Genomic DNA, 24,492 nt, shown 5'->3' on the forward strand with positions numbered 1-24,492 from the left:
CCCCCCGCGGCGCTCCGGCCGCGGCCGGAGCCCCGCGGGAGTTCCTGCCTTCCCGAGGAGAACCGTGTACGAGGGCGCTGTCCAGGACCTGATCGACGAGCTCGGGCGACTGCCCGGCGTCGGCCCGAAGAGTGCCCAGCGCATCGCCTTCCACCTGCTGGCCGCCGAGTCGGCCGACGTGGGCCGGCTGGTCGCCGCGCTGCAGCGGGTGCAGGCGGAGGTCCGCTTCTGCGTGACCTGCTACAACATCGCCGAGGGCGAGCAGTGCCGGATCTGCCGTGACCCGCGCCGCACCCTCGACACCATCTGCGTCGTCGAGGAGCCCAAGGACGTCGTCGCGATCGAGCGCACCCGGGAGTTCCGCGGGCGGTACCACGTGCTCGGCGGTGCGATCAGCCCGATCGAGGGCATCGGCCCCGACGACCTGCGGGTCAAGGAGCTGATGACCCGGCTGATGGACGGCACGGTCACCGAGCTGATCATCGCCACCGACCCCAACCTCGAGGGCGAGGCGACCGCCGCCTACCTGGCCCGGCTGGTCGGGCCGCTCGGGCTGGCCGTCTCCCGGCTGGCCAGCGGCCTGCCGGTGGGGGGCGACCTGGAGTACGCCGACGAGGTCACCCTGGGGCGGGCGTTCGAGGGCCGCCGCCGCATCGACGCATGAGGCAACCACCGCGCCGAAGTGGCCACTTCGGCGCGGTGGTTGAGCGTTCCATCACAGCGGGGGCCCGGAAGTGGCGGGCGCGGCGGGAGCGGGGGAGTCTGGACGAGTGGTCGAGCCGGGTTCGTTGACGCGTCGTCGCGCCATCGACCTGATGCGCGTCGCCAGCACGCTCTGACCGGCGGCGTCCCGCCCCTCCCGCCGAGGAGCTCCCGGACGGCGTCCGTGCGCGATGACGCCGGCCCCGGGGAGCAGCGCCCGACCGCCCGCCCCTGCCCGAGGACCCGCCCATGATCGAGCTGTCCGACGTCCGCAAGGTCTTCCCCGCCCGCCGCGGTGCCGGCGAGGTGGTCGCCGTCGACGGCGTGAGCCTGTCGGTCGCCCGCGGCGAGTTCGCCGGCGTCGTCGGCCCCAGCGGCTCGGGCAAGAGCACGCTGGCCCGGCTGGTGAACCTGCTGGAGCGGCCCACGTCGGGCACGGTCACCGTCGACGGCCAGGTGCTCACCGACCTCGACGACGACGGCGTCCGCCGGGCCCGGCGCAGCGTCGGCATGATCTTCCAGCACTTCCACCTGCTCGACTCGCGCACCGCCGCCGGCAACGTCGAGCACCCGCTGGAGCTGGCCGGGGTGGGCCGCGCCGAGCGCCGCCGCCGGGTCGCCGAGCTGCTCGACCTCGTGGGGCTGGCCGACCGGCACGGCTCCCGGCCCGCTCAGCTCTCCGGTGGCCAGAAGCAGCGGGTCGCCATCGCCCGGGCGCTGGCCGCCCGCCCCACCGTGCTGCTGTGCGACGAGGCGACCTCGGCGCTCGACCCGGCGAGCACCACCGGCGTGCTCGACCTGCTCCGCCAGGTCCGCGCCGAGCTCGGCCTCACCGTGCTGCTGATCACCCACGAGATGGCCGTGGTCAAGGCCGTCTGCGACAGCGCGGTGCTGATGAGCGACGGGCGGGTGGTCGACGGTGGCCCGCTGGCCGAGGTGCTCACCCGCCCGGACTCGGCGCTGGCCGCCCAGCTGGTCCCCGCGCCGCCCGTCGACCCCACCGGGGACGGCGACCTGGTCGCGGTCACCGTCACCGACGCGGCCCCCGAGGCGCGGGTGCTGCGGGTGCTCGCCGGCGAGCTGGGGCTCTCGGTTGAGGTGGCCGGCGGCTCGGTCGAGTCCGTCGCCGGTCACCGGTTCGGCCGGCTGCTGCTGCGGGTCCAGGGCGACGACGGCGGCCGGCTGGACACCGCCCTCGCCCGGCTGCGGGCGGACGGCGCGCTGGTCGAGCGGGCCGTGCCGACCGGGGAACGCCGCATGCCGGGCGCCGACGACCAGCCTGCTGCGGACCCCGGGCCACCCGACGTCCAGCAGCTCGCCGACGCCCCGGAGGTGCAGCGGTGAACTGGGACCGGATCGCGCCCCAGCTGGTCGACGCCAGCGGCGAGACCCTCTACATGGTCGGCGTCTCCACCGCGCTCACCGTGCTGCTCGGCGTCCCGCTCGGGGTGCTGCTGACGGTGACGGCCCCGGGTGCGCTGGCGCCGCACCCGCTGCTGAACCGGCTGCTCGGCCTGGTCGTCAACCTGGGCCGTTCGCTGCCGTTCATCATCCTGCTGGTCCTGGTCGCGCCGGTCACCCGCGGCATCGTGGGGACGACGATCGGCTCGACCGCGACGATCGTGCCGCTGACCATCGGCGCCGTCCCGTTCCTGGCCCGCCTGGTGGAGACCAGCCTGCGCGAGGTGGCGCACGGCAAGGTCGAGGCCACCCTCGCGATGGGCGCCCGCCGGCGCGACGTCGTCCGCACCGTGCTGCTGCCCGAGGCGCTGCCGTCGGTGGTCGCCGGCATCACCGTCACCGTCGTCGCGCTGATCAGCTACTCGGCGATGGCCGGGGCGATCGGCGGCGGCGGGCTGGGCGACTTCGCCATCCGCTACGGCTACCAGCAGTTCCGCACCGACATCACCGTGGTCACCGTCGTGGTGCTGCTCGCCGTCGTCCAGGCCCTGCAGTGGGCCGGCGACCGCTGGGCGCGCCGCCTCGCCCACGCCTGACCCCACGACCGAACCACTCCGGAAGACGAGGACACCCATGCGCTCGAAGCTCACCCTGACCGCCGCCGCGTTCACCACCGCGCTGACCCTGTCCGCCTGCGGGGGCGGCGACGCCGAGCTCTCCGGCGCCGACGAGCCCTTGCAGGTGGGCGCCTCGCCGGTGCCGCACGGGGAGATCCTGCGGTACATCGACGAGGAGCTGGCCGACGACGCCGGCCTGGACCTGGAGGTCGTCGAGTTCACCGACTACGTGCAGCCGAACACCGCGCTGGCCGACGGGTCGATCGACGCCAACTACTTCCAGACGATCCCCTACCTGGAGGAGCAGGAGGCCAGCGCCGGGTACGACTTCACCCCGCTGGCGCCGGTGCACATCGAGCCGCTGGGCATCTACTCCGAGTCGCTGACCGACCTGGCCGCGCTGCCCGACGGCGCCACCGTGGCGATCCCCAACGACCCGACCAACGCCGGCCGCGCACTGCGGCTGCTGGCCGCCAACGACCTGATCACGCTGGCCGACACCGGGGACTCCGCGCCCACCGCGCTGGACGTCGAGGAGAACCCGAAGAACCTGCAGATCACCGAGATCGAGGCCGCGCAGCTGCCCCGCTCGCTCACCGACGTCGACGCCGCGGTGATCAACGGCAACTACGCCATCGACGCCGACCTGGTGCCGGCCGAGGACGCGCTGGCGCTGGAGGAGGCGGAGGGCAACCCCAACGCCAACCTGCTGGTCGTGCGCACCGGCGACGAGGACGACGAGCGGATCCAGCAGCTGGAGGAGCTGCTGCACTCCGACGAGGTGCGCACCTTCATCGAGGAGACCTACGAGGGCGCGGTCATCCCGGCGTTCTGAGCTCCCTCCTCGCCGAAGTGGCCACTTCGGCGAGGAGAGGGAGCTCATCCGTGGACGACGACGTCGTCCCCGGAGCGCACCGCCCGGCGGACCCGCAGCCGGGCCACCTGGCCGAACCAGCGCACCAGCGTCGTGTAGCCCGGCGTCGGCCCGTGCCAGCCGAGGAAACCGCGCGGTCCGGTGACCATCTCCCCGGTGGAGGTGTCGTAGCGGGCCTGGTGCCACGGGCAGACCAGGCAGCCCTCGGCGTCGACGGTGCCCTCGGCCAGGTCGGCGAGCTGGTGGCGGCAGCGCCGGGAGACGGCGGACAGCCGCCCGGCCGAGTTGGTCACCGCCCAGGAGCCGGCCGGGCGCACGGCACCGGGTGGCAGGTCGGCGGCGGGGACGCGGTGGTGGTCGGGCACGGGGCCTCCTGGCCTCGGTGGGTGCCCGGGCACCTACCCACGGCAGCGACACGGGAGTCCTCCGCCGGAGTGCCGGTGCACCGGGCCCGGGAGGTCGGGAAAGCGTCGGACCCCGGCGGGACGGTCGTCGCCTCGGCCGCCCGACCGAGCGCAGTCCTTCCCGAGGAGGAGACATGCCCACTCGCGACACCGCCTGGCCCCCCGGCACGCCCTGCTGGGTCGATCTCGGCACCCCCGACGTCGACGCCGCCCGGTCGTTCTACGCGGCGTTCCTGGACTGGACCCACCGCGACCCGGGCCCGGATTCCGGCGGCTACCTGATGTGCCTGAAGGACGGGCACGAGGCAGCCGGGCTCGGCCCGCAGCAGGACCCGGCCGACCCACCCCGCTGGACGACCTACTTCGCCACCGACGACGCCGACGCGACGGCGGCCCGGGTGACCGCGGCCGGCGGTGCGGTGCTCGCCCCACCGATGGACGTCGGCCCGGCCGGCCGGATGGCGATCGCCGCCGACCCGCAGGGCAACCCGTTCGGCCTCTGGCAGGCCGGCACCACCACCGGGGTGCAGGTGTTCAACGAGCCCGGCGCGGTCGTCTGGAACGAGGTCGCGGTCGACGACCCGGCCGCGGCGCGGGAGTTCTACGCCGCGGTGTTCGACTTCCGCTTCGACGAGATCCCCGATGCCGGCGGGTACTGCACCTTCGCGACCGGGGACCATCCGCTGGGCGGCCTCGGCGGCGTCACACCCGGCCTGCCCCGCGGCTGGCTGACGGCGTTCGCCGTGGCCTCGACCGACGACGCGGTCCGCGCGGTGCAGGCCGGTGGCGGCACGGTGCTGATGCCCGCCGAGGACACCCCCTACGGCCGGGTCGCCGTGGTCGCCGACCCGCAGGGCGCCCCGTTCACGGTGATGCAGGAGCTCGCCGGCTGACCGGGCAGCACGCGGCCGGGCCGTCCCGGCGTCCCGGCCGGAGCGGGCTTGGAGCGCGGCACAGCGTGATCGGCGACGATGGGTGCATGCGCCTCCCCGTGCGATCCCTGACCGTCGGCGTCCTCGGTGCGGCCGGTGTGCTGCTCGGCGCCGGCCCGGCCCTGGCCGTGCCCCCGTTCGCGCCCACCGAGCAGCTGGTCGACCAGGCCGACGTGCTGAGCAGCGCGGAGGAGGCGGAGGTCGAGTCCGCGCTGCAGGAGCTGCAGACCGAGGACGGCACCCAGCTGTACGTCGTCTACGTCGAGTCCTTCGACGGGCTGAGCCAGGGCGCCTGGGCCGAGCAGGCCTTCGACCTGGCGGGGCTGGGCACGAACGAGGCCCTGTTCGCGGTGGCCACGGAGGACCAGTTCACCAGCTTCGAGGTTGGGCCCAACAGCCCGGTGACCGAGGCCGAGTTCGCCTCGCTGGTCACCACCGACGTCGAACCAGAGCTGGGCAGCGGTGACTGGGCCGGGGCCGCGGTCACGCTGGCCGAGGGGATCCGCACCGGCGGTGGATCGGCCGGCTCCACCGATGGCGGGGGAGCGGGGGCGCTGGGCGTGCTCGCCGCGATCGCCCTCGTCGGCGGTGGCGGGTACGCGCTGGTGCGCAGCCGGCGCCGCAAGAAGCAGCAGGCGGCCCAGGAGCGGGCGGCCCGGGAGCGCGCCGCCGCCGAGGCGGCCGCCCGCGACCCGCACCACGGCACCCCGACCGAGCAGCTGATGTTCCGCGCCAGCGAGGAGCTGCTGGCGCTCGACGAGGCGGTCAAGACCTCCGAGCTCGACCTCGCCTACGCCCGGTCGCAGTACGGCGAGCAGCCGGTCGCCGGGTTCCAGGAGGCGCTGGACGCCTCCAAGGCCGAGCTGTCGCACGCGTTCACGATCCGCCAGGAGCTCGACGACGACATCCCCGAGGACGAGCCCACCCAGCGCCGCATGCTCACCGAGCTGCTGCAGCTCACCGCGGCATCGTCCGCCCGGCTGGACGCCCAGTCGGAGGCCTACGCCCGGCTGCGTCACCTCGAGGAGTCCGCACCCGAGGCACTGGCCGCGCTCGTCCCGATGGTCGACACGGTGCGCGCCCGGCTGCCCGAGGCCGAGCGCACGCTCCAGCAGCTGCAGCAGCGCTACGCCCGCAGCGCCTGGTCGCCGGTCGCCGACAACGTGACCGAGGCGCAGGCGCGGACCGAGCTCGCCGAGCAGGCGCTGGCGCACGGCCGGGCCGAGCTCGAGGAGGGCCGCTCGGCGGCCGCCGTGCCGGCGGTCCGCACCGCCGAGGACGCGCTGGCGCAGGCCCGCACCCTGCTGGACTCGGTCGGCCGGGTGGCCGGCGAGCTGGCCTCGGCGGGGGACCGGTTCACCGCGGTGCGGGCGGAGACCGAGAAGGACATCGCGGAGGCCCAGGCGCTGCTCGGCCGCGGGGTGGACACCCCCGGTCTGCGCGAGCAGCTGGCCCGCGCGGAGAGCGCGCTCGCCGCCGCCACCGCCCAGTGGCAGCCGCGCGACGGCGCGCTGCCCGACCCGCTGGCGGTCGTGCGGCAGCTCGACGAGGCCGACCTGGCGCTGGAGGCCGCGCTCGAGCCGGCGCGGGACCTCCGCCAGCAGCAGCAGCGCGCGGCCGCGCACCTGCAGCAGGCGGTGCGGGCGGCGGACACCTCGATCGCGGTGGCGCAGGACTTCATCGCCACCCGCCGCGGCGCCGTCGGCAGCGTGGCCCGCACCCGGCTCGCCGAAGCCGACCGGAGCCTGGACGACGCCTCGCGCACGGCCGCGGACGACCCGGTCGCGGCGCTGCGGTCGGCGCAGCGGGCCGACGCACTCGCCCGGCAGGCGCTGGCCCAGGCTCAGCAGGACGTACAGGACTACATGTCCGGCGGGTACGGCGGCGGCTACCGCCGCGGCGGCGGCGGGCTCGGCGGCGGGTTCGCCGGGGGCATGGCCGGCGGGATGCTCGGTGGCCTCCTGCTCGGCGGCCTCGGCGGCGGTTACGGCGGCGGCTTCGGCGGCGGGGGTGGCGGTGGCGGCTTCAGCGGGGGCGGCAGCTTCGGTGGTGGCGGGGGCTTCAGCGGGGGCGGCAGCTTCTGAGCGCCCCGGGCCGGCAGCGGCCGGCCTTGCCAGACGGTGGACGTGACGTGCCCCTCAGATGAACGGCCGCGGGGTCACAACACCATCACAGGTCGGCACCCGCCGTCCCGTCTGGTGGGAAAGGTGTGTTAGTCATGCATTCCCATGACCACAGGCGGCCGGGGCGGGCGCCTGTGCGCCCACCGGGCCGCCTGGACGAAGAACGAGGTGGCGGATGAACTCCGTGTCCAGGAGCGGCCGGCGTGCGCTGGTCGCGACGGCGGGCATCACGGCGACGGCGCTCGCGCTGGCGGCGTGCGGTGGCGGCAGCGACGACGGCGGCTCCGGTGGGAGCGGTGGCGGCGAGTCGCTGATCATCGGGACCAGCGACAAGATCACCACGATCGACCCGGCCGGTTCGTACGACAACGGCTCCTTCGCCGTGATGAACCAGGTCTACCCGTTCCTGATGAACACCCCGCTGGGCAGCCCGGACGTCGAGCCGGACATCGCCGAGTCGGCGGAGTTCACCTCGCCGACGCAGTACACGGTCACCCTCAAGCCGGGGCTCACCTTCGCCAACGGCAACGAGCTGACCTCCTCCGACGTCAAGTTCTCCTTCGACCGCATGGTCGCGATCAACGACGAGAGCGGCCCGGCGTCGCTGCTGTACAACCTCGACAGCGTCGAGACCCCGGACGAGCAGACCGTCGTGTTCAACCTCAAGACGGGCAACGACCAGGTCTTCCCGCAGATCCTGTCCAGCCCCGCGGGCCCGATCGTCGACGAGGACGTCTTCGCCGCCGACGCGCTCACCCCGGACCAGGAGATCGTCGACGGCCAGGCCTTCGCCGGCCCCTACACGATCACCGACTACGACCAGAACAACCTGGTCTCCTACGAGGCGTTCGACGGCTACGAGGGCCTGCTCGGGGCCCCGAAGACCGACGAGGTCAGCGTCCGCTACTACGCCGACGCCTCGAACCTGAAGCTGGACGTGCAGGAGGGCAACATCGACGTTGCCTTCCGCAGCCTGAGCGCGACCGACGTCGAGGACCTGCGCGGCAACGACGAGGTCCAGGTCGTCGACGGCCCCGGCGGCGAGATCCGCTACATCGTCTTCAACTTCAACACCCAGCCCTACGGCGCGACCACGCCGGAGGCCGACCCGGCCAAGGCGCTGGCCGTGCGCCAGGCGGTGGCCGGGCTGATCGACCGCGAGGAGCTGGCCGAGCAGGTCTACAAGGGCACCTTCACCCCGCTGTACTCCTACGTGCCCGAGGGCCTGACCGGTGCCGTCGAGCCGCTGCGGGAGAAGTACGGCGACGGCGAGGGCGGCCCGGACGCCGAGGCCGCCGCGCAGCTGCTGCAGGCCGCCGGGGTGCAGACCCCGGTGCAGCTGAACCTGCAGTACTCCAACGACCACTACGGCCCGTCCTCGGGTGACGAGTACGCCCTGATCAAGGACCAGCTGGAGTCCTCCGGGCTGTTCACCGTCGACCTGCAGACCACCGAGTGGACGCAGTACTCCGAGCAGCGCACCGCCGACGTCTACCCGGCCTACCAGCTCGGCTGGTTCCCGGACTACTCCGACGCCGACAACTACCTGACGCCGTTCTTCCTCACGGAGAACTTCCTGGGCAACCACTACGAGAACCAGCAGGTCAACGACCTGATCCTGCAGCAGGCGACGACGGCCGACCCGGCCGAGCGGCAGGCGCTGATCGAGCAGATCCAGCAGCTGGTGGCCGACGACCTGTCGACCGTCCCGTACCTGCAGGGCGCCCAGGTGGCCGTCACCGGCACCGACGTCGACGGCGCCCAGGACACCCTGGACCCGTCGTTCAAGTTCCGGTACGGCGCCCTCTCCAAGGGCTGATCCACCCTCCGCACCACCCCGGCCCGCCCTCCGACGGGTCGTCCTGATGGACTGGGAGCGATGACCACGACCTCCGAGCTGGCCGGGAAAGCCACCGAGCCGGCCGCACCACCCGCGAGCCGCCGACGGCGCACCGGCGGCGGACTGGGGAGCTACCTCCTCGTCCGCTTCCTGCTGATCTTCCCGACGATCTTCATCCTGGTCACCACCGTCTTCTTCCTGATGCGCGCCACCGGTGACCCGATCACCGCCGCGCTCGGCGGCCGGCTGCCGGCCGACCAGCTGCAGGAGCGGATCAGGGAGGCCGGCTACGACCGGCCGCTGTTCACCCAGTACCTGGAGTACCTCGGCAACGTCTTCACCGGGGACTTCGGCACCACGCTCAGCGACCGGCGCCCGGTCACCGAGGTGCTCACCACGTTCGGTGCCGCCACCCTCGAGCTGACCTTCTACGCCCTGCTGGTCGCCTTCGTCGTCGGCATCCCGCTGGGGCAGCTCGCCGCCTACATGCGGGACCGGGGGCCCGACGCGATGCTGCGGGTCTTCGCGATCCTCTGCTACGCCACCCCGGTCTTCTTCGCCGGCCTGCTGCTCAAGCTCGTGTTCGCCGTCCAGCTGGACTGGCTCCCGGTCGCCGGGCGGGCCTCCACCCGGACCGAGATCGAGCTGCAGCGCCTGGACGGGCAGACCGGCATCTACCTGATCGACGCGATCCGCACCGGCGACCCCGACGTGCTCGTCGACGTGCTGCAGCACGCCGTCCTGCCCGCGGTCGCCCTGGGCCTGCTCACCGCCGGGGTCTTCCTCCGGCTGGTGCGCACCAACGTCATCGGCACGCTGGGCAGCGGCTACGTCGAGGCCGCCCGCTCGCGCGGGGTCGGGGAGTACCGGCTGCTGCGCAAGCACGCATACCGCCCCGCGCTGATCCCGATCATCACCGTCATCGGCATGCAGATCGCCATGCTGATGGCCGGCGCGGTGCTCACCGAGACCACCTTCGAGTGGAAGGGCCTGGGCTTCCAGCTCGCCCAGTACCTGCAGGCCCGCGACTTCGTCGCGGTCCAGGGGATCGTCGCGCTGCTGGCGGTCATCGTCGCGGTCACCAACTTCGTCGTCGACGTGATCGCCGCGCTCATCGACCCCCGGGTGAGGTACTGAGATGGCCACCGCCACAGACGCCGCCACCGCGTCCACCGGCCGCCGCCGCACCTGGCGGCAGCTGCCCGTCGTCCACCAGCTGCGGCAGAGCGTCGGCCTGCAGCGCGGCATGCTCGTCGCCGGGCTGGTACTCGCCGCCGTCTTCGTGCTCACCGCGGTGTTCGCCCCGCTGCTGGCGCCCTACGAGTACAGCCAGCTGCGCGACGCGCAGGGCTCCTTCGGCGCGCAGCAGCCGCCGTCGGCCGACCACTGGCTCGGCACGACCGTCGGCGGCTACGACGTGCTGTCCCGGGTGATCTGGGGCTCCCGGACGGCGCTGTACGTGATCATCGTCGCGATCGCCCTGTCGCTGGTCCTCGGCGTGCTGCTCGGCCTGGTCTCCGGCTACTTCGGCGGCTGGCTGGACCGGGTGCTCGTGGTCGTCGCCGACGCCATCTACGCCTTCCCCCCGCTGCTGCTGGCGATCATCGTGGCGATCGTGATCAGCGGTGGGCAGTCGAGCATGTGGGGCGGCATCTGGGCGGCCGCCATCTCGATCACCGTGGTCTTCATCCCGCAGTACTTCCGGGTGGTCCGCGCGGAGACGGTGCGGATCAAGTCCGAGGCGTTCGTCGAGTCCGCCCGGGTGATCGGCGCCAGCAACCGGCGGATCATGCTGCGGCACGTGCTGCGCAACGCCACCCGCACGCTGCCGCTGATCCTCACGCTCAACGCCTCCGAGGCGATCCTCACCCTCGCCGGGCTGGGCTTCCTCGGCTTCGGCATCGAGCCGACCGAGGCCGCCGAGTGGGGCTTCGACCTCAACCGGGCGCTCTCGGACGTCACCAGCGGCATCTGGTGGACCGCGCTGTTCCCGGGCCTGGCGATCGTGCTGGTGGTGCTCGGGCTCACGCTGGTCGGGGAGAGCCTCAACGACCTCGCCGACCCGCGGCTGCGCACCCGCCGCCGGGCCGCCCAGCAGCAGCCCGAGGGTGCGGCCGAGGTGTCCGCGGTACCCGGCGGTGCGCTGAGCGCCGGGCCGGGCGGGGTCGATGGGCTCGAGAACCAGGGACGGGGAGACCGGAGATGACCACCGCCAACACGGCCGGCACCGACGCGACCGGCACCAACGCGACCGGGCCGGGCAGCGGTGACGTCGTGGAGATCCGCGACCTCGCGGTCTCCTTCGCCACCGACGCCGGCACCGTGGCCGCCGTCCGCGACGTGAGCCTGACGGTCGCCGCCGGTGAGGTGCTGGCGATCGTCGGGGAGAGCGGCAGCGGCAAGACGGTCACCGCGCGCACCATCCTCGGCCTGCTGCCGGAGACGGCCACCGCGCGCGGCGCGGTCGTGCTGCGCAGCCGGGACGGCGGCAGCTCGCACGACGTCGTCACGCTGCGGGGCAGCCAGCTGCGCCAGGTGCGCGGGCAGGACGCCGCGATGGTGTTCCAGGAGCCCTCGACGGCGCTGAACCCGGTCTACCCGGTGGGCTGGCAGATCACCGAGGGGCTGCGCGCGCACGGCAAGCTCGGCAAGGCCGAGGCCCGGGCCAAGGCGATCGACGTGCTGCGCCGGGTGGGCATCCCCGACCCGGAGACCCGGATCGACCACTACCCGCACCAGTTCTCCGGCGGGCAGAAGCAGCGCATCGTCATCGCCCAGGCGCTGGTGCTCGACCCCGGCGTGATCGTCGCCGACGAGCCGACCACCGCCCTGGACGTCACCGTGCAGGCGGAGATCCTCGACCTGCTGCGCCGCTGCCGCGACGACTTCGGCGCAGCGATCGTGCTGATCACGCACAACATGGGCGTGGTCGCCGACCTCGCCGACCGGGTGGCGGTGATGTACCGCGGGGAGCTGGTCGAGCAGGCCGACGTCCGCACGCTGTTCGCGTCGCCGAAGGAGCCCTACACCCAGCAGCTGCTGGCTGCCGTCCCGCGGCTGGGCGGCGGGTCGGTGAACGCCCGGGCGCGGGCCGAGCAGCGCGCGCCGGGCTGGGCCGGGACCACCCCGGTGGTCTCGGCGCGGGACCTGCGGATCGTCTACCCCGGCCGGCTGCGCAAGCCCGACTTCACCGCCGTCGACGGCGTCAGCTTCGACATCCGGCCCGGCGAGGTGCTCGGGCTGGTGGGGGAGAGCGGCAGCGGCAAGACCACGATCGGCCGCGCGATCGCCGGGCTCACCAAGGTCAGCGGCGGGTCGCTGCAGGTGCTGGGCACGGAGATGAACGGGATGCGGGAGCGCACCTTCCGCCCGGTGCGCGAGCGGATCGGCTTCGTCTTCCAGGACCCGGCGACCAGCTTCAACCCGTTGCTCACCATCGCCGACGCGGTGGCCGAGCCGCTGGTGGTGCACAAGCGGGCGAAGGACCCCCGTGCCGCCCGCCGGCGGGTCGACGAGCTGCTCGAGGCGGTGCAGCTGCCCAGGGCCTTCGGCGACCGGTACCCGCACGAGCTCTCCGGTGGGCAGCGGCAGCGGGCCAGCCTGGCCCGTGCGCTGGCACTGGACCCCGAACTGCTGGTGGCCGACGAGCCGACCTCGGCCCTGGACGTCTCGGTGCAGGCCCGGGTGCTGGAGCTCTTCGCCGAGCTGCAGCGGGAGCTCGGGTTCGCCGCGCTGTTCATCAGCCACGACCTGGCCGTCGTCGACCTGCTGGCCGACCGGATCGCGGTGCTGCTCCGCGGTCGGCTGGTCGAGGAGGGCACCGGTGCCGAGGTGCTCGGCGCGCCGGAGCACGCCTACACCCGGCGGCTGCTGGCCTCGCTGCCGGTGCCCGACCCCGACCAGCAGGCCGCCCGCCGGGCCGAGTGGGAGCGGCTGCGCGCCGACGAGTGACCCGCGCGCGCCCGGGTCACCGGGAGCCGGACCCGTCCTCAGGCTCCCGGTCGCTCACCCCGAGCTCGTCGGTGTGGGTGCGCCGGGTCAGCGGGGCCGCGGTCAGCCGCGCCGCCTGGCCGACCTCGAAACCGGCGATCGGCACGGTGAACAGCTGCAGCGCGGCGGCGACGAGCAGGGTCACGGTGGCGCCGGTGTCGGACACCTGCAACGCGACGCCGAGCAGCACGCAGACCAGCCCGAGGCTGGCGGCCTTGGCCACGGCGTTGGTCCGGTTGTAGACGTCGGGGAGCCGGAGCAGGCCGACGGCGGCCACCCCGACCAGCGCCACCCCCAGCAGCAGGACGACGTCGCCCAGCGCGCTCACCGGGACCGCCTCGCGACCAGCCGGGCCAGCGCCACCGTGGCCAGGAAGCCGACCAGGGTGCCCACCAGCACCAGGTCGAGCAGCGCCGGCGCCTGCATCCGCACGGACAGGACGGCGACCGCGCACAGCGTCACCACGAACCCGAAGTCGACCCCGAGCACCCGGTCGGCATCGGTCGGCCCGAAGACGATGCGCGCCACGGCCGCCAGCAGTGACAGCGCGAGCACGACGAGCGCCGCGTCGAGGACCATCAGCCTTCCTCCCTCTCCGGTGCGGCCGGCTTCCCGGCGGCCCGCCCGGTGGACCGGCCGGAGGGTTCCCCGCTGCGCCGCCAGGCGGCCAGCATCCGGTCCTCCAGCCGGTACAGCTCGTCCCGGGTCTCCGCCACGTCGCTGACGTGCATGACGTGCGCGGCGACGTCGACGGTGCCGCCCTCCGCCCGCCGGTCGTGCGAGGCGATCACCATCGTGCCGGGGGTGAGCCCGATCAGGGCGATGAAGGAGGCCACCTCCAGGTCGGTGCGGCCGCCCAGCTCGAGCCGGATGACCGCCGGGGTGACCCCGATGCCGGGGGTGACGATCTCCCGGGCCACCTCGAAGTTGGCCAGCAGGAACCGCCCGGCGTAGCTCACCGCGAAGGAGACCAGCCGGCCGGCGTGCCGCAGCGTGCGCCCGACCGCGCTCACCGGGTCGTCACCGCGGTCACCCAGTCGCCCGGGTCGACCAGGCCGGCGGCCGCCGCGCCGGCCGCCTGCAGCAGCGGCTCGGCCCAGACCCCCAGCACCAGCGCGGTGCCGGCCAGCAGCAGCGGCGGGCCGACCAGCGCCGCCCGCACCCCGCGCCCGGCCCGGGGCCGGGTGGCCGTGCTCCCGGTGCCGCCGGCGCCGGGCCCCGCCGGGGCGGCCCGCCCGGCCTCGTCGGCCTGCCCCGCCTCGTCGACGCGCTCGGGGAGACCGTCGTCCGGCGGGACCCAGAACACCCGGTTCCACACCTTCAGCATCGACACCAGGGTGATCAGGCTGACCGCGAGCAGCGCCGCGGTCACCCACCAGGCGCCGGCGGCCACCGTGGCCGACGCCAGCTGCAGCTTGCCGACGAAACCGGAGGTGGGCGGGATGCCGACCAGCGCCAGCGCGCAGCCCCCGAAGGCCACCGCGAGCACCCGCTCGCGGCGCGCCAGCCCGCCGAGGCGGTCGAGGGTGTCGGTGCCGTACCGGGTGCGGAGCGCGCCGCCGACCATGAACAGACCCGCCTTCACCAGCACGTACTGGACCAGGAAGAACAGCGCCGCGGTGAACCCGGCCAGCGTGGCGAGCCCGAGGCCGACCAGCACGTACCCGATCTGGCTGACCATGTGCGACAGCAGCACCCGCCGGATGCTGCTCTCCCCGACCGCGGCCAGCACCCCGACCACCATGGTCAGCACGGCCGCGGTCAGCAGCAGCCAGCGCAGGTCCGGGTCGCGGTCGAACAGCACCGCGTACAGCCGGAACAGGACGTACAACCCGACCTTGGTGAGCAGTCCGGAGAACAGCGTGGTCACCGCCGGCCCGGCCACCGCGTAGGAGCCGGGCAGCCAGCTGTGGAACGGCACGACGGCCGACTTCACCGCCATCGCCAGCATCGCCACCCCGGCGGCGAGCGCGGCCGGGGTGCCGGCCGCGGCCACCCCGGCGAGCTCGCCCAGCTGCACGGTGCCGGTCACGCCGTAGAGCAGGCCGATGCCGGCCAGGAACATCGTCGAGGCGAGCAGGTTCACGGTGACGTAGAGCCGGCTGCCCGCCACCCGCTGCCGCTCCCGGCCCAGCGCGAGCAGCACGTAGCTGGGCACGAGCATGACCTCGACGAAGACGAAGAGGTTGAACAGGTCCGCGGTCAGCAGCGCACCGGAGACGCCGGCGGACATGACCAGCACCAGCGGCACCGTCAACGGGGCGTCGTCCTCCCCGGTGCCGATCGCGTAGACCAGGCTCAGCAGCACGACGACCGAGGTCAGCAGCAGCATCAGGGCGCTCAGCGCGTCGGCGGCGAAGGTGATCGCGACGACCGTCGGCCACCCGGCGACCCGCAGCACCGGGATCTCGCCGCCCATCGCGCCGGCCAGCAGCACCACGGCGATCACGACCACCGCCGCGCTGACGGCGATCCCCACCGCGCGGTCGACCGGGGAGGAGCCGGGCCGCCGTCGGCCGAGCAGGAGCAGCGCCCCGGCGGCCAGCAGCGGGGCGAGCACCGGGGCGGCGAGCAGCGCGCTCACCGCGGGCCGGCCGCATCGTCGCCGGCGACGTCCGGGGCCGGTGGGGTGACCGGGTCGGGGACGGCGTCGACGGGGACCCCGGCCGAGGCGGTGCCCGGGTCGTCGACCGTCCCGTCGTCGTCCTCGGGGTCGACCCGGCCGGCCCGCGCCAGGCCGAGCAGGTAGACGGTGATCGCGAACGTGATCACGATCGCGGTCAGCACGAAGGCCTGCGGCAGCGGGTCGGCCGCCGGCTCGTCCCCGTTCTGCCCGGGGAGCGGCAGCCCCCGCCGGTGTGATCCGCCGGCGGCCAGCACCAGCAGGTTGACCGCGTGCCCGAGGAGGACGAACCCGACCACCACGCGCAGCATGGTGCGCTGCAGCACCAGGTACACGCCGGCGGCCAGCAGGAGCCCGACGGCCAGCGCGGCGGTCACCGCGAGCTCCCCACGGCCGCGAGGCCGTCGTCGGCCGGGTGTTCGGCGCCCCTCGCCGGGGTGCGGCCGCGGTCGTCCCCGGCGGCCCGGTCGGCGAGGGTGTCCGTCGTCGCGGCGACCAGCCCGAGCACCAGCAGGGAGACGCCGAGGTCGAACAGCAGCGACGAGCCGGCGCCCAGGGCGGACAGCCCCGGCACGTCGAAGGGCTGCAGCGGCGGGTTGCCGGACAGCAGTGGCACCGTGGCGACCCCGATGAGGACCACCATGCCGGCGCCGGTCAGCGGCCGGCCCCGCAGTGCCCGGCTCAGGCGGGGGTAGGGGCCGAGCACCAGACGCTGCAGGACCACGGCGATCCCGGCCACCAGCGCGGCGATGAACCCGCCGCCCGGGGCGTCGTGCCCGCGCCAGAGCAGGAACGCCGACAGGACCAGCATGCCGGGGACCAGCACCCGGGTGCTCACCCGCAGCACGACGTCCTCGGTGGGGGTGCCGGTGCCGGCGATCGAGTCCCGGGCGCCGGTGGCCGGCGGGCGAGCGGTGCCGGCGCGGGCGCGCAGGACCAGCAGGCCGACCGCGGCGACGCCGACCACCACCGACTCCAGCAAGGTGTCCAGGCCACGGAAGTCGACCAGCACGGTGTTGACCACGTTGCCCCCGCCGGTGAGGTCGTCCGCCCGCTCCAGGTAGAAGTCGCCGGCCGGGGAGAGCTCGCGGCGGCCGGTGAACGCCGCCGTCGCCCCGGCTCCCGCCAGCCCGACCGCCCCCGCCAGGGCAGCCGCCGGCCAGCGCCGGGCCCGGCTGCCGTGCGGCAGCCCGGTCGGGGTGCCGCGGAGCACGAGCACCAGCACCACGGCGGTGAGCACCTCGACCAGCAGCAGGGTGAGGGCCACGTCGACCGCGCCGGCGAGCACCAGCCACACGGAGACGAGCAGGCCCACCACCCCGACCAGGGCGACGAGGACCAGCGCCGAGCCGGTCACCACCGCACCGGCCAGCGCGAGCGCCAGCAGCCCCAGCAACGGCCACTCGACCGGCTCCGAGCTCCCCGCCCGGGGCGGGAGGTCGCCGAGGGCGATGACGCCGACACCGGCCAGCACCGCCACCCCCAGCACGGGGCGGGCCAGGTGCGCGGCGAGCGCGGGCACCCGGTCGGGACGACCGAGCGCGGTGCCGGCGTGCAGCAGCCGGGTGTGGGCCCCCTCGAACAGCTCGCTGCTGTCCGGCAACCGCATGCGCTGCAGCACGCGGTCCACCGCGTCGCGCTGCCAGAACAGCAGCAGCCCGGCCGTGAGCGTGACCGCGGACATGCCCAGCTCCGGGGTGAACCCGTGCCACAGGTAGACCTCCGGCGGGTCCGCGCCGGGCAGCGCGGCGCCGGTCGCGGCCCCCACCAGCGGGTCCAGCCGCGAGACGGCCGGGCCGAGCAGCAGACCGGCGACGGAGGCGACCGCGGCCGGGGCGAGGAACGACGCCGCCGGCTCGTGCAGGTCCGGCGGTTCGGTGGCACCGCCACCGAACGCGCCGTACACGATGCGTGCGCTGTAGGCGACGGTGAACGCGGAGGCCAGCACCGCGGCCGACGCGGCGACCGGGCCGGCCCAGGGCGCCAGCTCGGTGTCGAGGAAGCCGGCGAACAGGTACTCCTTGCTGACGAACCCCAGCAGCGGTGGCACTCCGGCCAGGGACAGCGCCGCCAGGCCGGTGAAGGTCGCCGTCCAGGGCATCACCCGGCGCAGCCCGGACAGCTCCCGCACGTCGCGGCGGCCGGTCTCCTCGTCGATGATCCCCACCAGCATGAACAGCGTCGCCTTGAACAACGCGTGCGCCATGGTGTGCAGCAGCGCCGCGGCCAGCGCCTCGGAGGTGCCCACCCCGATCGCGGCCACCAGCAGGCCGAGCTGGCTGACCGTCGACTGGGCCAGCACGGCCTTGAGGTCGTGCTCGCGCAGCGCCATCACCGCCCCGGCCACGGCGGTGGTCAGCCCGACCACGATCAGGGTCGCCTGCCACGCGGGCTGGTCGGCGTACAGCGGGCTGAACCGGATCAGCAGGTAGATGCCCGCCTTGACCATCGTCGCCGCGTGCAGGTAGGCGCTCACCGGCGTCATCGCGACCATCGCGCCGGGCAGCCAGAAGTGCACCGGCAGCTGGGCGGACTTGGTGAAGGCGGCGACCGCCAGCAACGCCCCGACGGGCAGCGCCACCGGGGAGTCGAGCACCACGGCCGGGTCGGCGAGGACGGCGGACAGCCGGGTGGTGCCCGCGGTCACCGAGATCAGGACGACGGCGGCCAGCAGTGCCAGCCCGCCGGTCACGGTGACCAGCAGTGCCTGCCGGGCGGCGCGGGTCGCGGGGGTGCCCGCCGTGGAGATCAGGGCGAACGAGCAGAGGGTGGTCAGCTCCCAGCAGACGTAGAGCAGCACCAGGTCGTCGGCCAGCACCAGCCCGACCATCGCCGCGGCGAAGAAGGTGAGCAGCGGGTAGAGCGGTCCCCGGGCCTCCTCCTCGTCGATGTAGTGCGGGCAGTAGGCCAGCACCAGGGCACCGACGCCGAGGGCGATCAGGCAGAAGACCAGCGAGACGCCGTCCAGCCGCAGGGTGAGGGAGACGTCCAGGCTCGGCAGCCACTCCACCGACCGCTCGACCACCGAGCCGGCCAGCACCGCGGGGGTGTGGGTGAGCAGCAGCCCGCCCACCAGCAGGAACCCCGCCGCCAGGACGTACCCGGTGCTCGGCCCCAGCCGGCGGACCAGCAACGGGGCCAGCGCCGTGAGCGCCAGCAGCGCTCCGAGCGCGACGAGCAGGGTCACCGAGCGGCTCCAGGGGTCGGGGACGGGCCTGCCGACCAGACTTCCCGGCGCACCGGTGTCGAAACTAGGCGCTGCTGGGAGGACCTGCAGGTCGGCGTCGGTGCGCGGTGCCCGACCCGCGGACCTGCCTCAGCGTTCCCGGCCGCGGGCCTGCACCGGGGTCGGGGGCAGCGCTGGGGCGGCCAGCCGGTGGCCGGCGAACCCGGGGACGCGTCCCGGTGGTGCTCACGGCCGGCTTCCTACGCCGTCTCGCCGCGCACGTCACCGTGCGCCACGCGCTGGGCCGGGACGCTGCCCAGCCGGCCGGCGGAGAAGTCGGTGTAGGCGTCCAGCAGCTCCTGTCGGGTGTTCATGACGAACGGCCCGTACATGGCGATCGGCTCGCGGATCGGCAGCCCGCCGAGGACCACGACGTCCAGGTCCGGGGTGCGCGACTGCGCGTGCCGGTCGCCGGGCCGGGTGCCGTGCACGGTCACGGTGTCGCCGGGGCCCAGCACGGCGAGCTGGCCGGTGTGCACCGGGTGGCCGTCGATGCCGACCGCGCCGCTGCCGGAGAGCACGTAGACCAGGGCGTTGAAGTCCGGGCGCCAGGGCAGCTGCAGCGTGGCACCGGGGGAGACGGTGGCGTGCACCATCGCCATCGGGGTGTAGGTGCTGCCCGGGCCGGTGTGCCCGCCGACGTCGCCGGCGATCACCCGGAGCAGCGCGCCGCCGTCCGGGCTGGCCAGCAGCACCGACTCGTGCGCGCGCAGGTCCTGGTACCGCGGCTCCACCCACTTGCGGGCCCGGGGCAGGTTCACCCACAGCTGCAGGCCGTGGAACAGGCCGCCGCTGAGCACCAGCGCCTCCGGCGGCTTCTCGATGTGCAGCACCCCTGAGCCGGCGGTCATCCACTGGGTGTCGCCGTTGCTGATCGTGCCGCCGCCACCGTGGCTGTCGGCGTGCTCGAAGGTGCCGTCGAGCAGGTAGGTGACGGTCTCGAAGCCCCGGTGCGGGTGCCAGGCGGTGCCCTTCGGCTCGCCCGGGGCGTACTCGACCTCGCCCATCTGGTCCATGTGCAGGAACGGATCCAGGTCACGCAGGTCCACGCCGGCGAAGGCGCGGCGGACCGGGAACCCCTCGCCCTCGTAACCCTGCGGTGCGCTGGTGACCGAGCGGGTGCGCCGCTGGACGGTGCGCGGCGCGGGCAGCGGCACCCGGGGCAGGGCGGTGGTGTCCTCGACGGTGACGGCGGGCATGGTGGCCTCACTTCTGTTGAATGCTCAACCAGATGCCACTGTAAGTCGGCCGGAGCCGGACGTCTTCCCCGCGCGGGTCACCCGGCCTGGTGGTCCCGTCGCCAGCGGCGCTCCGCGGCCTCGGCGAGCAGCAGGAACGCCTGTGCCTCCGGGGAGTGGCCGGGCCGGTCGAAGTGCGGCGCCGCGCTGGCCCCGCCCACCCGGCCCAGCGGGTCGAGCCGGTCCACCGCCGCGGCCAGCAGCTCGCTGCCCAGGCCGGCGCAGTCGGCCGGGAGCCAGCCCTCGGCGGCTCCGGTGAGGGCCGCCCAGGCGAACATCGCCGCCACCGTCGGGTCCGGTCGGCTGGCCGGGTCGTCGAGCACGTCGCCGAGCAGTCCGTCGGGACGGCGGAGCGCGGCGGCCGCCGTCAGCAGACCGCGCACCTCCGCGGCCACCTCCACGCCGCGCCGCCCGGGCAGCCAGCGGACTGCGCGGGCCAGACCGGCCACCACCCAGCCGTTGCCGGTGCCCCAGGCGCGGGCGTCGGCCGGCCGGCCGGTGTCCTCGTCCCAGCGGGCCGCCCACAGCCCGGTGTCCGGGTCGCGCAGCCGGGCCCGGTGCCCGTCGAGCTGGTCGAGCGCGGCGACCGCGGCCCCGGTGGCGGCGAGGAACGGCACCACCATGTACACGGTGTCGGCCCACACCTGCCGGCCCTCGACCAGGTGGAACAACGTGCCGTCGTCGGCCCGGGGCGCCCCGCCGAGCAGCCAGCCGCGCTGCCGGGCGACGGCCGCGGCCAGGCCCTCGTCGCCGGTGCGGCCGGCCACCAGGTCGACGAACTCGGCCACCGCCCCGCCGTTCACCGAGCAGCGCGGGTCGAGCTCGGCCAGCCGCCCGTCGGGCAGCTGCCGGGCCACCGCGTCGTCGACCAGCACGCGCAGCGCGGCCGCCGTGCCCGACACCTCGAGCACGGCGGCCGTGAGCCCCTGGTCCCAGCTGTGCCGCTGGGTGACCAGGAGAGCCGACAGGACCTGCGTGCGGACCTCGTCGTCCAGCACGGTGCCTCCTCCAGTCTGCGGTCCGCTCCTCGGTCGCTGGCGCTCCCTGCGATGCTCCCGGCGTCAGCGGACGAGCAGTCTGCGGTCCGCTCCTCGGTCGCTGGCGCTCCCTGCGATGCTCCCGGCGTCAGCGGACGAGCAGTCTTCGGTCCGCTCCTCGGTCGCTGGCGCTCCCTGCGATGCTCCCGGCGTCAGCGGACGAGCTCTCAGAAGTCGATCTCGGTGCCGTCCTTGAAGATCCGGCCGGTCACCGTCGTCGGCTCGCGCAGCAGCGCCAGTGCGCCCTCCGCGCTCTCCTCCGGGGTGCCCGGGGCCTCCTGGCCGCCGAGGTCGGTGCGCACCCAGCCCGGGTCGAGGGCGTTGACCGCGACCTCGCCGGCGAGCTGGGCGGCCTGCATGAGCACCAGCCCGTTGAGCGCCCACTTGCTGACCCGGTAGCTGCCGATGCCGGCGTCCCGGATGAGCTCGGTGGTGCCCGCCCCGGAGCTGACGTGCACCACCCGCGGCTCCTCGGCCTTGCGCAGCGCGGGCAGCAGCGCCAGCACCAGGCGGTGCGGGACGACGCAGTTGACCAGCAGGCTCTCCTCGAGCGTGCCCGCCGGCTCGTCCTCGAACCGCGGCTCGCGGGCGAGCATCACCCCCGCGTTATTCAGCAGCACGTCCAGCGCGCCCCACCGTTCCCCGACCGCCTCGGCCAGCCGGTGCGGCGTGGCCTCGTCGGTGAGCTCGGCGACGACCGGGGTGAACGTGCCGCGGCCGTCGGCCAGCTCCCGGGTGAGCTCGGCGAGCCGCTGCTCGTCCCGGGCGGTGCCGATCACGTCGGCGCCGGCCGCGACCAGCTTCCGGGCGACGGCCGCGCCGACCCCGCGGGAGGCGCCGGTGAGCAGCACCCGGCGTCCCGCGAGGTCGGCGCTGGACCCGTCGGCCGTCACACGCCGTCCTTGGCGCTGCGGATGACGTCGGCGTAGGTGCGGGCGCTGTCCTTCGGCGTCCGGACCTGGGTCTCGTAGTCGACGTGCACGATGCCGAACCGCTGGTCGTAGCCGCGGGCCCACTCGTAGTTGTCCAGCAGCGACCAGGCGAAGTACCCGCGCACGTCGGCGCCGGCCTGCATCGCCTCGGTCATCGCGGACAGGTGCCGCAGCAGGTAGTCGACCCGCTCCGGGTCGTGCACCTGCCCGTCGGCGGACACCTGGTCCGGCCAGGCCGACCCGTTCTCGGTGATGAACATCGGCAGGCCCGGGGCGACCCCGCTGATCCAGGTCAGCAGCTCGGTGAACGCCTCCGGGTTGATGCCCCAGCCCATCGTGGTGGTCGGGCCCTCGGGCTCGAGGTCCGCCACCAGCTCGGCGCCGATGAACGCCGACTGCTTGCCGGTGGGCTCGCTGACCGCCCGCACGGTCGACTGGAAGTAGTAGTTCACGCCCAGCCAGTCGACGGGGGTGGAGATGATCTCCAGGTCGCCGTCCTCGACGGGCAGCGGGGCGCCGGCGGCGGCCAGGTCCGCGGCGACGTCGGCCGGGTACTCCCCGGTGACGACCGGCACGAGGAACATCCGGTTCTGCTGGCCGTCGAGGCGGCGGGCGGCGTCGAGGTCGGCGGCGGAGTCGGTGGCCGGCTTCATCGGGGTGAAGTTCAGCGTGATGCCCAGGTGGTCGGCGCCCTTGTCGCGCAGCGTCTGGATCGCCAGGCCGTGACCGAGCAGCAGGTGGTGCACCGCCCGGGAGGCCTCGACCGGGTCGGTGTGGCCCGGGGCGTGCTGGCCGGCCATGTACCCCAGCAGCGAGCTGCACATCGGCTCGTTCAGGGTCGACCAGTGCGGCACCCGGTCACCGAGGGCGTCGTAGAGCACCCCGGCGTACTCGGCGAAGCGGTAGGCTGTGTCGCGGTCGGTCCAGCCGCCCTTGTCCTGCAGCGCCTGGGGCAGGTCCCAGTGGTAGAGGGTCAGCCACGGGGCGATGCCGGCGTCGAGCAGCTCGTCGACCAGCCGGCGGTAGAAGTCCACCCCGCGCTGCTCGATGCGGCCGGTGCCCTCGGGCAGGATCCGCGACCAGGAGACGGAGAAGCGGTAGGCGTCCAGCCCCAGCTCCTTCATCAGCGCGACGTCGGCCGGGTAGCGCGCGTAGTGCTCGCAGGCGACGTCGCCGGTGTGGCCCAGGTGGGTCTTGCCGGGGGTGTGGCTGAAGGTGTCCCAGATCGACGGGCCGCGGCCGTCGACGTCGACGGCGCCCTCGATCTGGTAGGCGGCGGTGGCTGCGCCGAACGCGAACCCCGGGGGGAACAGGAGGCCGGCGGTCCGGTCCTCGCGGACGTCGGTGGAGGTCATGACGGGGTGTGCTCCTTGCTGGGGACGGGTGTGGCCGGCGCGCCCCGCCGCTGGGGCGCGCGAGTCGTGGAGAAGTGTGCGCGTCAATCGACGCGCAGGCCGCTCGTGGGGTCGAAGACGTGCAGCTGGCCGGGCAGCACGGAGACGTGCACCCGGTCGCCCGCGGCCGCGGTGGTGCGCGGCTCGGTGCGGATGATCACCTCGGCGCCGTCGTCGGCACTGCCGGTGAGGTGGGCGTAGAGGAACGCGTCGCTGCCCAGGTGCTCGACGAGGTCGACGTGGACCGGGACGCCGTTCCCGGCGGGGGCCAGCACGACGGCCTCCGGCCGGAAGCCGACGGTGACCTGGCCGTTGCCGGCCGCCGCCCGGGTCAGCTGCTCGCGGGGCACCGGCAGCACCGCGCCGCCCAGCTGCACGCCGCCGTCGACCGCCGGCCCGGTGGCGATGTTCATCGCCGGGGAGCCGATGAAGCCGGCGACGAAGACGTTGGCCGGCCGGTCGTAGAGGGAGCCGGGGGTGTCGCACTGCTGCAGGAGGCCGTCCTTGAGCACCGCGACGCGGTCGCCCATCGTCATCGCCTCGACCTGGTCGTGGGTGACGTAGACGGTGGTGGTGCCCAGCCGGCGCTGCAGGGCGGCGATCTGGGTGCGGGTCTGCACGCGCAGCTTGGCGTCGAGGTTGGACAGCGGCTCGTCCATCAGGAACACCTGCGGGTTGCGCACGATCGCCCGCCCCATCGCCACCCGCTGCCGCTGGCCGCCGGAGAGGGCCTTGGGCCGGCGGGACAGGTACGGCTCCAGGTCCAGGATCTTCGCCGCCTCCCGCACCCGGGTGGCGCGCTCGTCCTTGGAGATGCCGGCGAGCTTGAGCGCGAAGCCCATGTTCTCCTCCACCGTCATGTGCGGGTAGAGGGCGTAGCTCTGGAACACCATGGCGATGTCCCGCTCCTTGGGCGGCTGGTCGGTCACGTCCCGCTCGCCGATGACGATCGAGCCGGAGTCGACCTCCTCCAGCCCGGCCAGCATCCGCAGCGAGGTGGACTTGCCGCAGCCCGAGGGGCCGACCAGGACGAGGAACTCGCCGTCGGCGATCTCCAGGTCGAGTGCGTCGACCGCGGGCCGCTCGGCCTTGGGGTAGATCCGGGTGGCGTGGTCGAAGGTGACGGTGGCCATGTCAGGCGCCTTTCCGGCTGAGGGGG

22 protein-coding genes are annotated in these 24,492 nt (G+C 74.4%); 10 read left to right on the forward strand and 12 right to left on the reverse strand.

From position 1 onward, the window contains the following. Positions 1-64: 64 nt before the first annotated feature. The 4 genes from recR to ACI79U_RS10600 all read left to right on the forward strand — a co-directional run bounded on the left by recR (position 65) and on the right by ACI79U_RS10600 (position 3,555). Complete coding sequence (gene recR / locus ACI79U_RS10585) at positions 65-664, forward strand: recombination mediator RecR (RefSeq protein WP_457071791.1); 600 nt, start codon at positions 65-67, stop codon at positions 662-664. 287 nt (positions 665-951) lie between these two features. Beyond that, complete coding sequence (locus ACI79U_RS10590) at positions 952-2,046, forward strand: methionine ABC transporter ATP-binding protein (protein ID WP_457071789.1); 1,095 nt, start codon at positions 952-954, stop codon at positions 2,044-2,046. Next, positions 2,043-2,699 (forward strand): methionine ABC transporter permease, encoded by a 657-nt coding sequence (locus tag ACI79U_RS10595; RefSeq protein ID WP_457071787.1) that lies wholly within the window; start codon positions 2,043-2,045, stop codon positions 2,697-2,699. Before ACI79U_RS10590 ends, ACI79U_RS10595 begins: the two co-directional genes overlap by 4 nt. 37 nt (positions 2,700-2,736) lie before the next feature. Next, on the forward strand, positions 2,737-3,555 hold the full coding sequence (locus ACI79U_RS10600) for a MetQ/NlpA family ABC transporter substrate-binding protein (protein WP_457071785.1): 819 nt from the start codon (positions 2,737-2,739) through the stop codon (positions 3,553-3,555). A gap of 44 nt (positions 3,556-3,599) precedes the next feature. Here the strand turns inward: ACI79U_RS10600 and ACI79U_RS10605 are convergent, their stop codons facing one another. Continuing rightward, the gene (locus ACI79U_RS10605) at positions 3,600-3,959 is read right to left on the reverse strand and encodes a Rieske (2Fe-2S) protein (RefSeq protein ID WP_457071782.1); all 360 of its coding nucleotides are present in this window, start codon (positions 3,957-3,959) and stop codon (positions 3,600-3,602) included. A 173-nt stretch (positions 3,960-4,132) separates the two neighbouring features. On the opposite strand from ACI79U_RS10605, the gene ACI79U_RS10610 reads away from it, so the two are divergent. From ACI79U_RS10610 to ACI79U_RS10635, 6 genes are all read left to right on the forward strand, one after another. Then, on the forward strand, positions 4,133-4,891 hold the full coding sequence (locus tag ACI79U_RS10610) for a VOC family protein (RefSeq protein ID WP_457071780.1): 759 nt from the start codon (positions 4,133-4,135) through the stop codon (positions 4,889-4,891). A gap of 86 nt (positions 4,892-4,977) precedes the next feature. Next, positions 4,978-7,014 (forward strand): TPM domain-containing protein, encoded by a 2,037-nt coding sequence (locus tag ACI79U_RS10615; RefSeq protein ID WP_457071778.1) that lies wholly within the window; start codon positions 4,978-4,980, stop codon positions 7,012-7,014. 214 nt (positions 7,015-7,228) lie between these two features. After that, positions 7,229-8,872 carry an ABC transporter substrate-binding protein gene (locus ACI79U_RS10620; protein WP_457071776.1) on the forward strand — a complete coding sequence of 548 codons (1,644 nt, stop codon included), beginning with the start codon at positions 7,229-7,231 and terminating at the stop codon, positions 8,870-8,872. 60 nt (positions 8,873-8,932) lie between these two features. Continuing rightward, the gene (locus ACI79U_RS10625) at positions 8,933-10,030 is read left to right on the forward strand and encodes an ABC transporter permease (protein ID WP_457071773.1); all 1,098 of its coding nucleotides are present in this window, start codon (positions 8,933-8,935) and stop codon (positions 10,028-10,030) included. Position 10,031: 1 nt separating this feature from the next. Continuing rightward, positions 10,032-11,099, forward strand: a complete 1,068-nt coding sequence (locus tag ACI79U_RS10630) for an ABC transporter permease (RefSeq protein WP_457071771.1) — start codon at positions 10,032-10,034, stop codon at positions 11,097-11,099. Further along, positions 11,096-12,844 (forward strand): dipeptide ABC transporter ATP-binding protein, encoded by a 1,749-nt coding sequence (locus ACI79U_RS10635; RefSeq protein WP_457071769.1) that lies wholly within the window; start codon positions 11,096-11,098, stop codon positions 12,842-12,844. Before ACI79U_RS10630 ends, ACI79U_RS10635 begins: the two co-directional genes overlap by 4 nt. Before the next feature lie 16 nt (positions 12,845-12,860). Here the strand turns inward: ACI79U_RS10635 and ACI79U_RS10640 are convergent, their stop codons facing one another. The 11 genes from ACI79U_RS10640 to ACI79U_RS10690 form a co-directional block, all read right to left on the reverse strand. After that, complete coding sequence (locus ACI79U_RS10640; RefSeq protein ID WP_457071767.1) at positions 12,861-13,211, reverse strand: cation:proton antiporter; 351 nt, start codon at positions 13,209-13,211, stop codon at positions 12,861-12,863. Next, positions 13,208-13,462, reverse strand: a complete 255-nt coding sequence (locus ACI79U_RS10645; protein ID WP_457071765.1) for a monovalent cation/H+ antiporter complex subunit F — start codon at positions 13,460-13,462, stop codon at positions 13,208-13,210. The genes ACI79U_RS10640 and ACI79U_RS10645 overlap by 4 nt, the downstream gene beginning before the upstream one ends. After that, positions 13,462-13,896: a Na+/H+ antiporter subunit E gene (locus ACI79U_RS10650; RefSeq protein WP_457071763.1), complete on the reverse strand. Its 435-nt coding sequence runs from the start codon at positions 13,894-13,896 to the stop codon at positions 13,462-13,464. Before ACI79U_RS10650 ends, ACI79U_RS10645 begins: the two co-directional genes overlap by 1 nt. Next, positions 13,893-15,467, reverse strand: coding sequence for a monovalent cation/H+ antiporter subunit D family protein (locus ACI79U_RS10655; protein WP_457071760.1), 1,575 nt, complete (start codon positions 15,465-15,467; stop codon positions 13,893-13,895). The genes ACI79U_RS10650 and ACI79U_RS10655 overlap by 4 nt, the downstream gene beginning before the upstream one ends. Continuing rightward, on the reverse strand, positions 15,464-15,883 hold the full coding sequence (locus ACI79U_RS10660) for a sodium:proton antiporter (protein WP_457071758.1): 420 nt from the start codon (positions 15,881-15,883) through the stop codon (positions 15,464-15,466). Before ACI79U_RS10660 ends, ACI79U_RS10655 begins: the two co-directional genes overlap by 4 nt. Beyond that, positions 15,880-18,693 carry a hydrogen gas-evolving membrane-bound hydrogenase subunit E gene (gene mbhE / locus ACI79U_RS10665; protein WP_457071756.1) on the reverse strand — a complete coding sequence of 938 codons (2,814 nt, stop codon included), beginning with the start codon at positions 18,691-18,693 and terminating at the stop codon, positions 15,880-15,882. Before mbhE ends, ACI79U_RS10660 begins: the two co-directional genes overlap by 4 nt. Positions 18,694-18,932: 239 nt before the next feature. Beyond that, positions 18,933-19,931 (reverse strand): pirin family protein, encoded by a 999-nt coding sequence (locus ACI79U_RS10670; RefSeq protein WP_457071754.1) that lies wholly within the window; start codon positions 19,929-19,931, stop codon positions 18,933-18,935. 77 nt (positions 19,932-20,008) lie between these two features. Further along, the gene (locus ACI79U_RS10675; protein WP_457071752.1) at positions 20,009-20,968 is read right to left on the reverse strand and encodes a glycoside hydrolase family 88 protein; all 960 of its coding nucleotides are present in this window, start codon (positions 20,966-20,968) and stop codon (positions 20,009-20,011) included. Between the two features lie 206 nt (positions 20,969-21,174). Next, complete coding sequence (locus ACI79U_RS10680; RefSeq protein WP_457072791.1) at positions 21,175-21,900, reverse strand: SDR family NAD(P)-dependent oxidoreductase; 726 nt, start codon at positions 21,898-21,900, stop codon at positions 21,175-21,177. Next, complete coding sequence (locus ACI79U_RS10685; RefSeq protein ID WP_457068272.1) at positions 21,897-23,294, reverse strand: GH1 family beta-glucosidase; 1,398 nt, start codon at positions 23,292-23,294, stop codon at positions 21,897-21,899. Before ACI79U_RS10685 ends, ACI79U_RS10680 begins: the two co-directional genes overlap by 4 nt. An 83-nt stretch (positions 23,295-23,377) precedes the next feature. Then, entirely contained in the window at positions 23,378-24,466 is a 1,089-nt protein-coding gene (locus ACI79U_RS10690; RefSeq protein WP_457068269.1) for an ABC transporter ATP-binding protein, read from the reverse strand. Between the last annotated feature and the right edge of the window lie 26 nt (positions 24,467-24,492).

Source organism: Modestobacter sp. SYSU DS0904 (genome assembly GCF_054051115.1).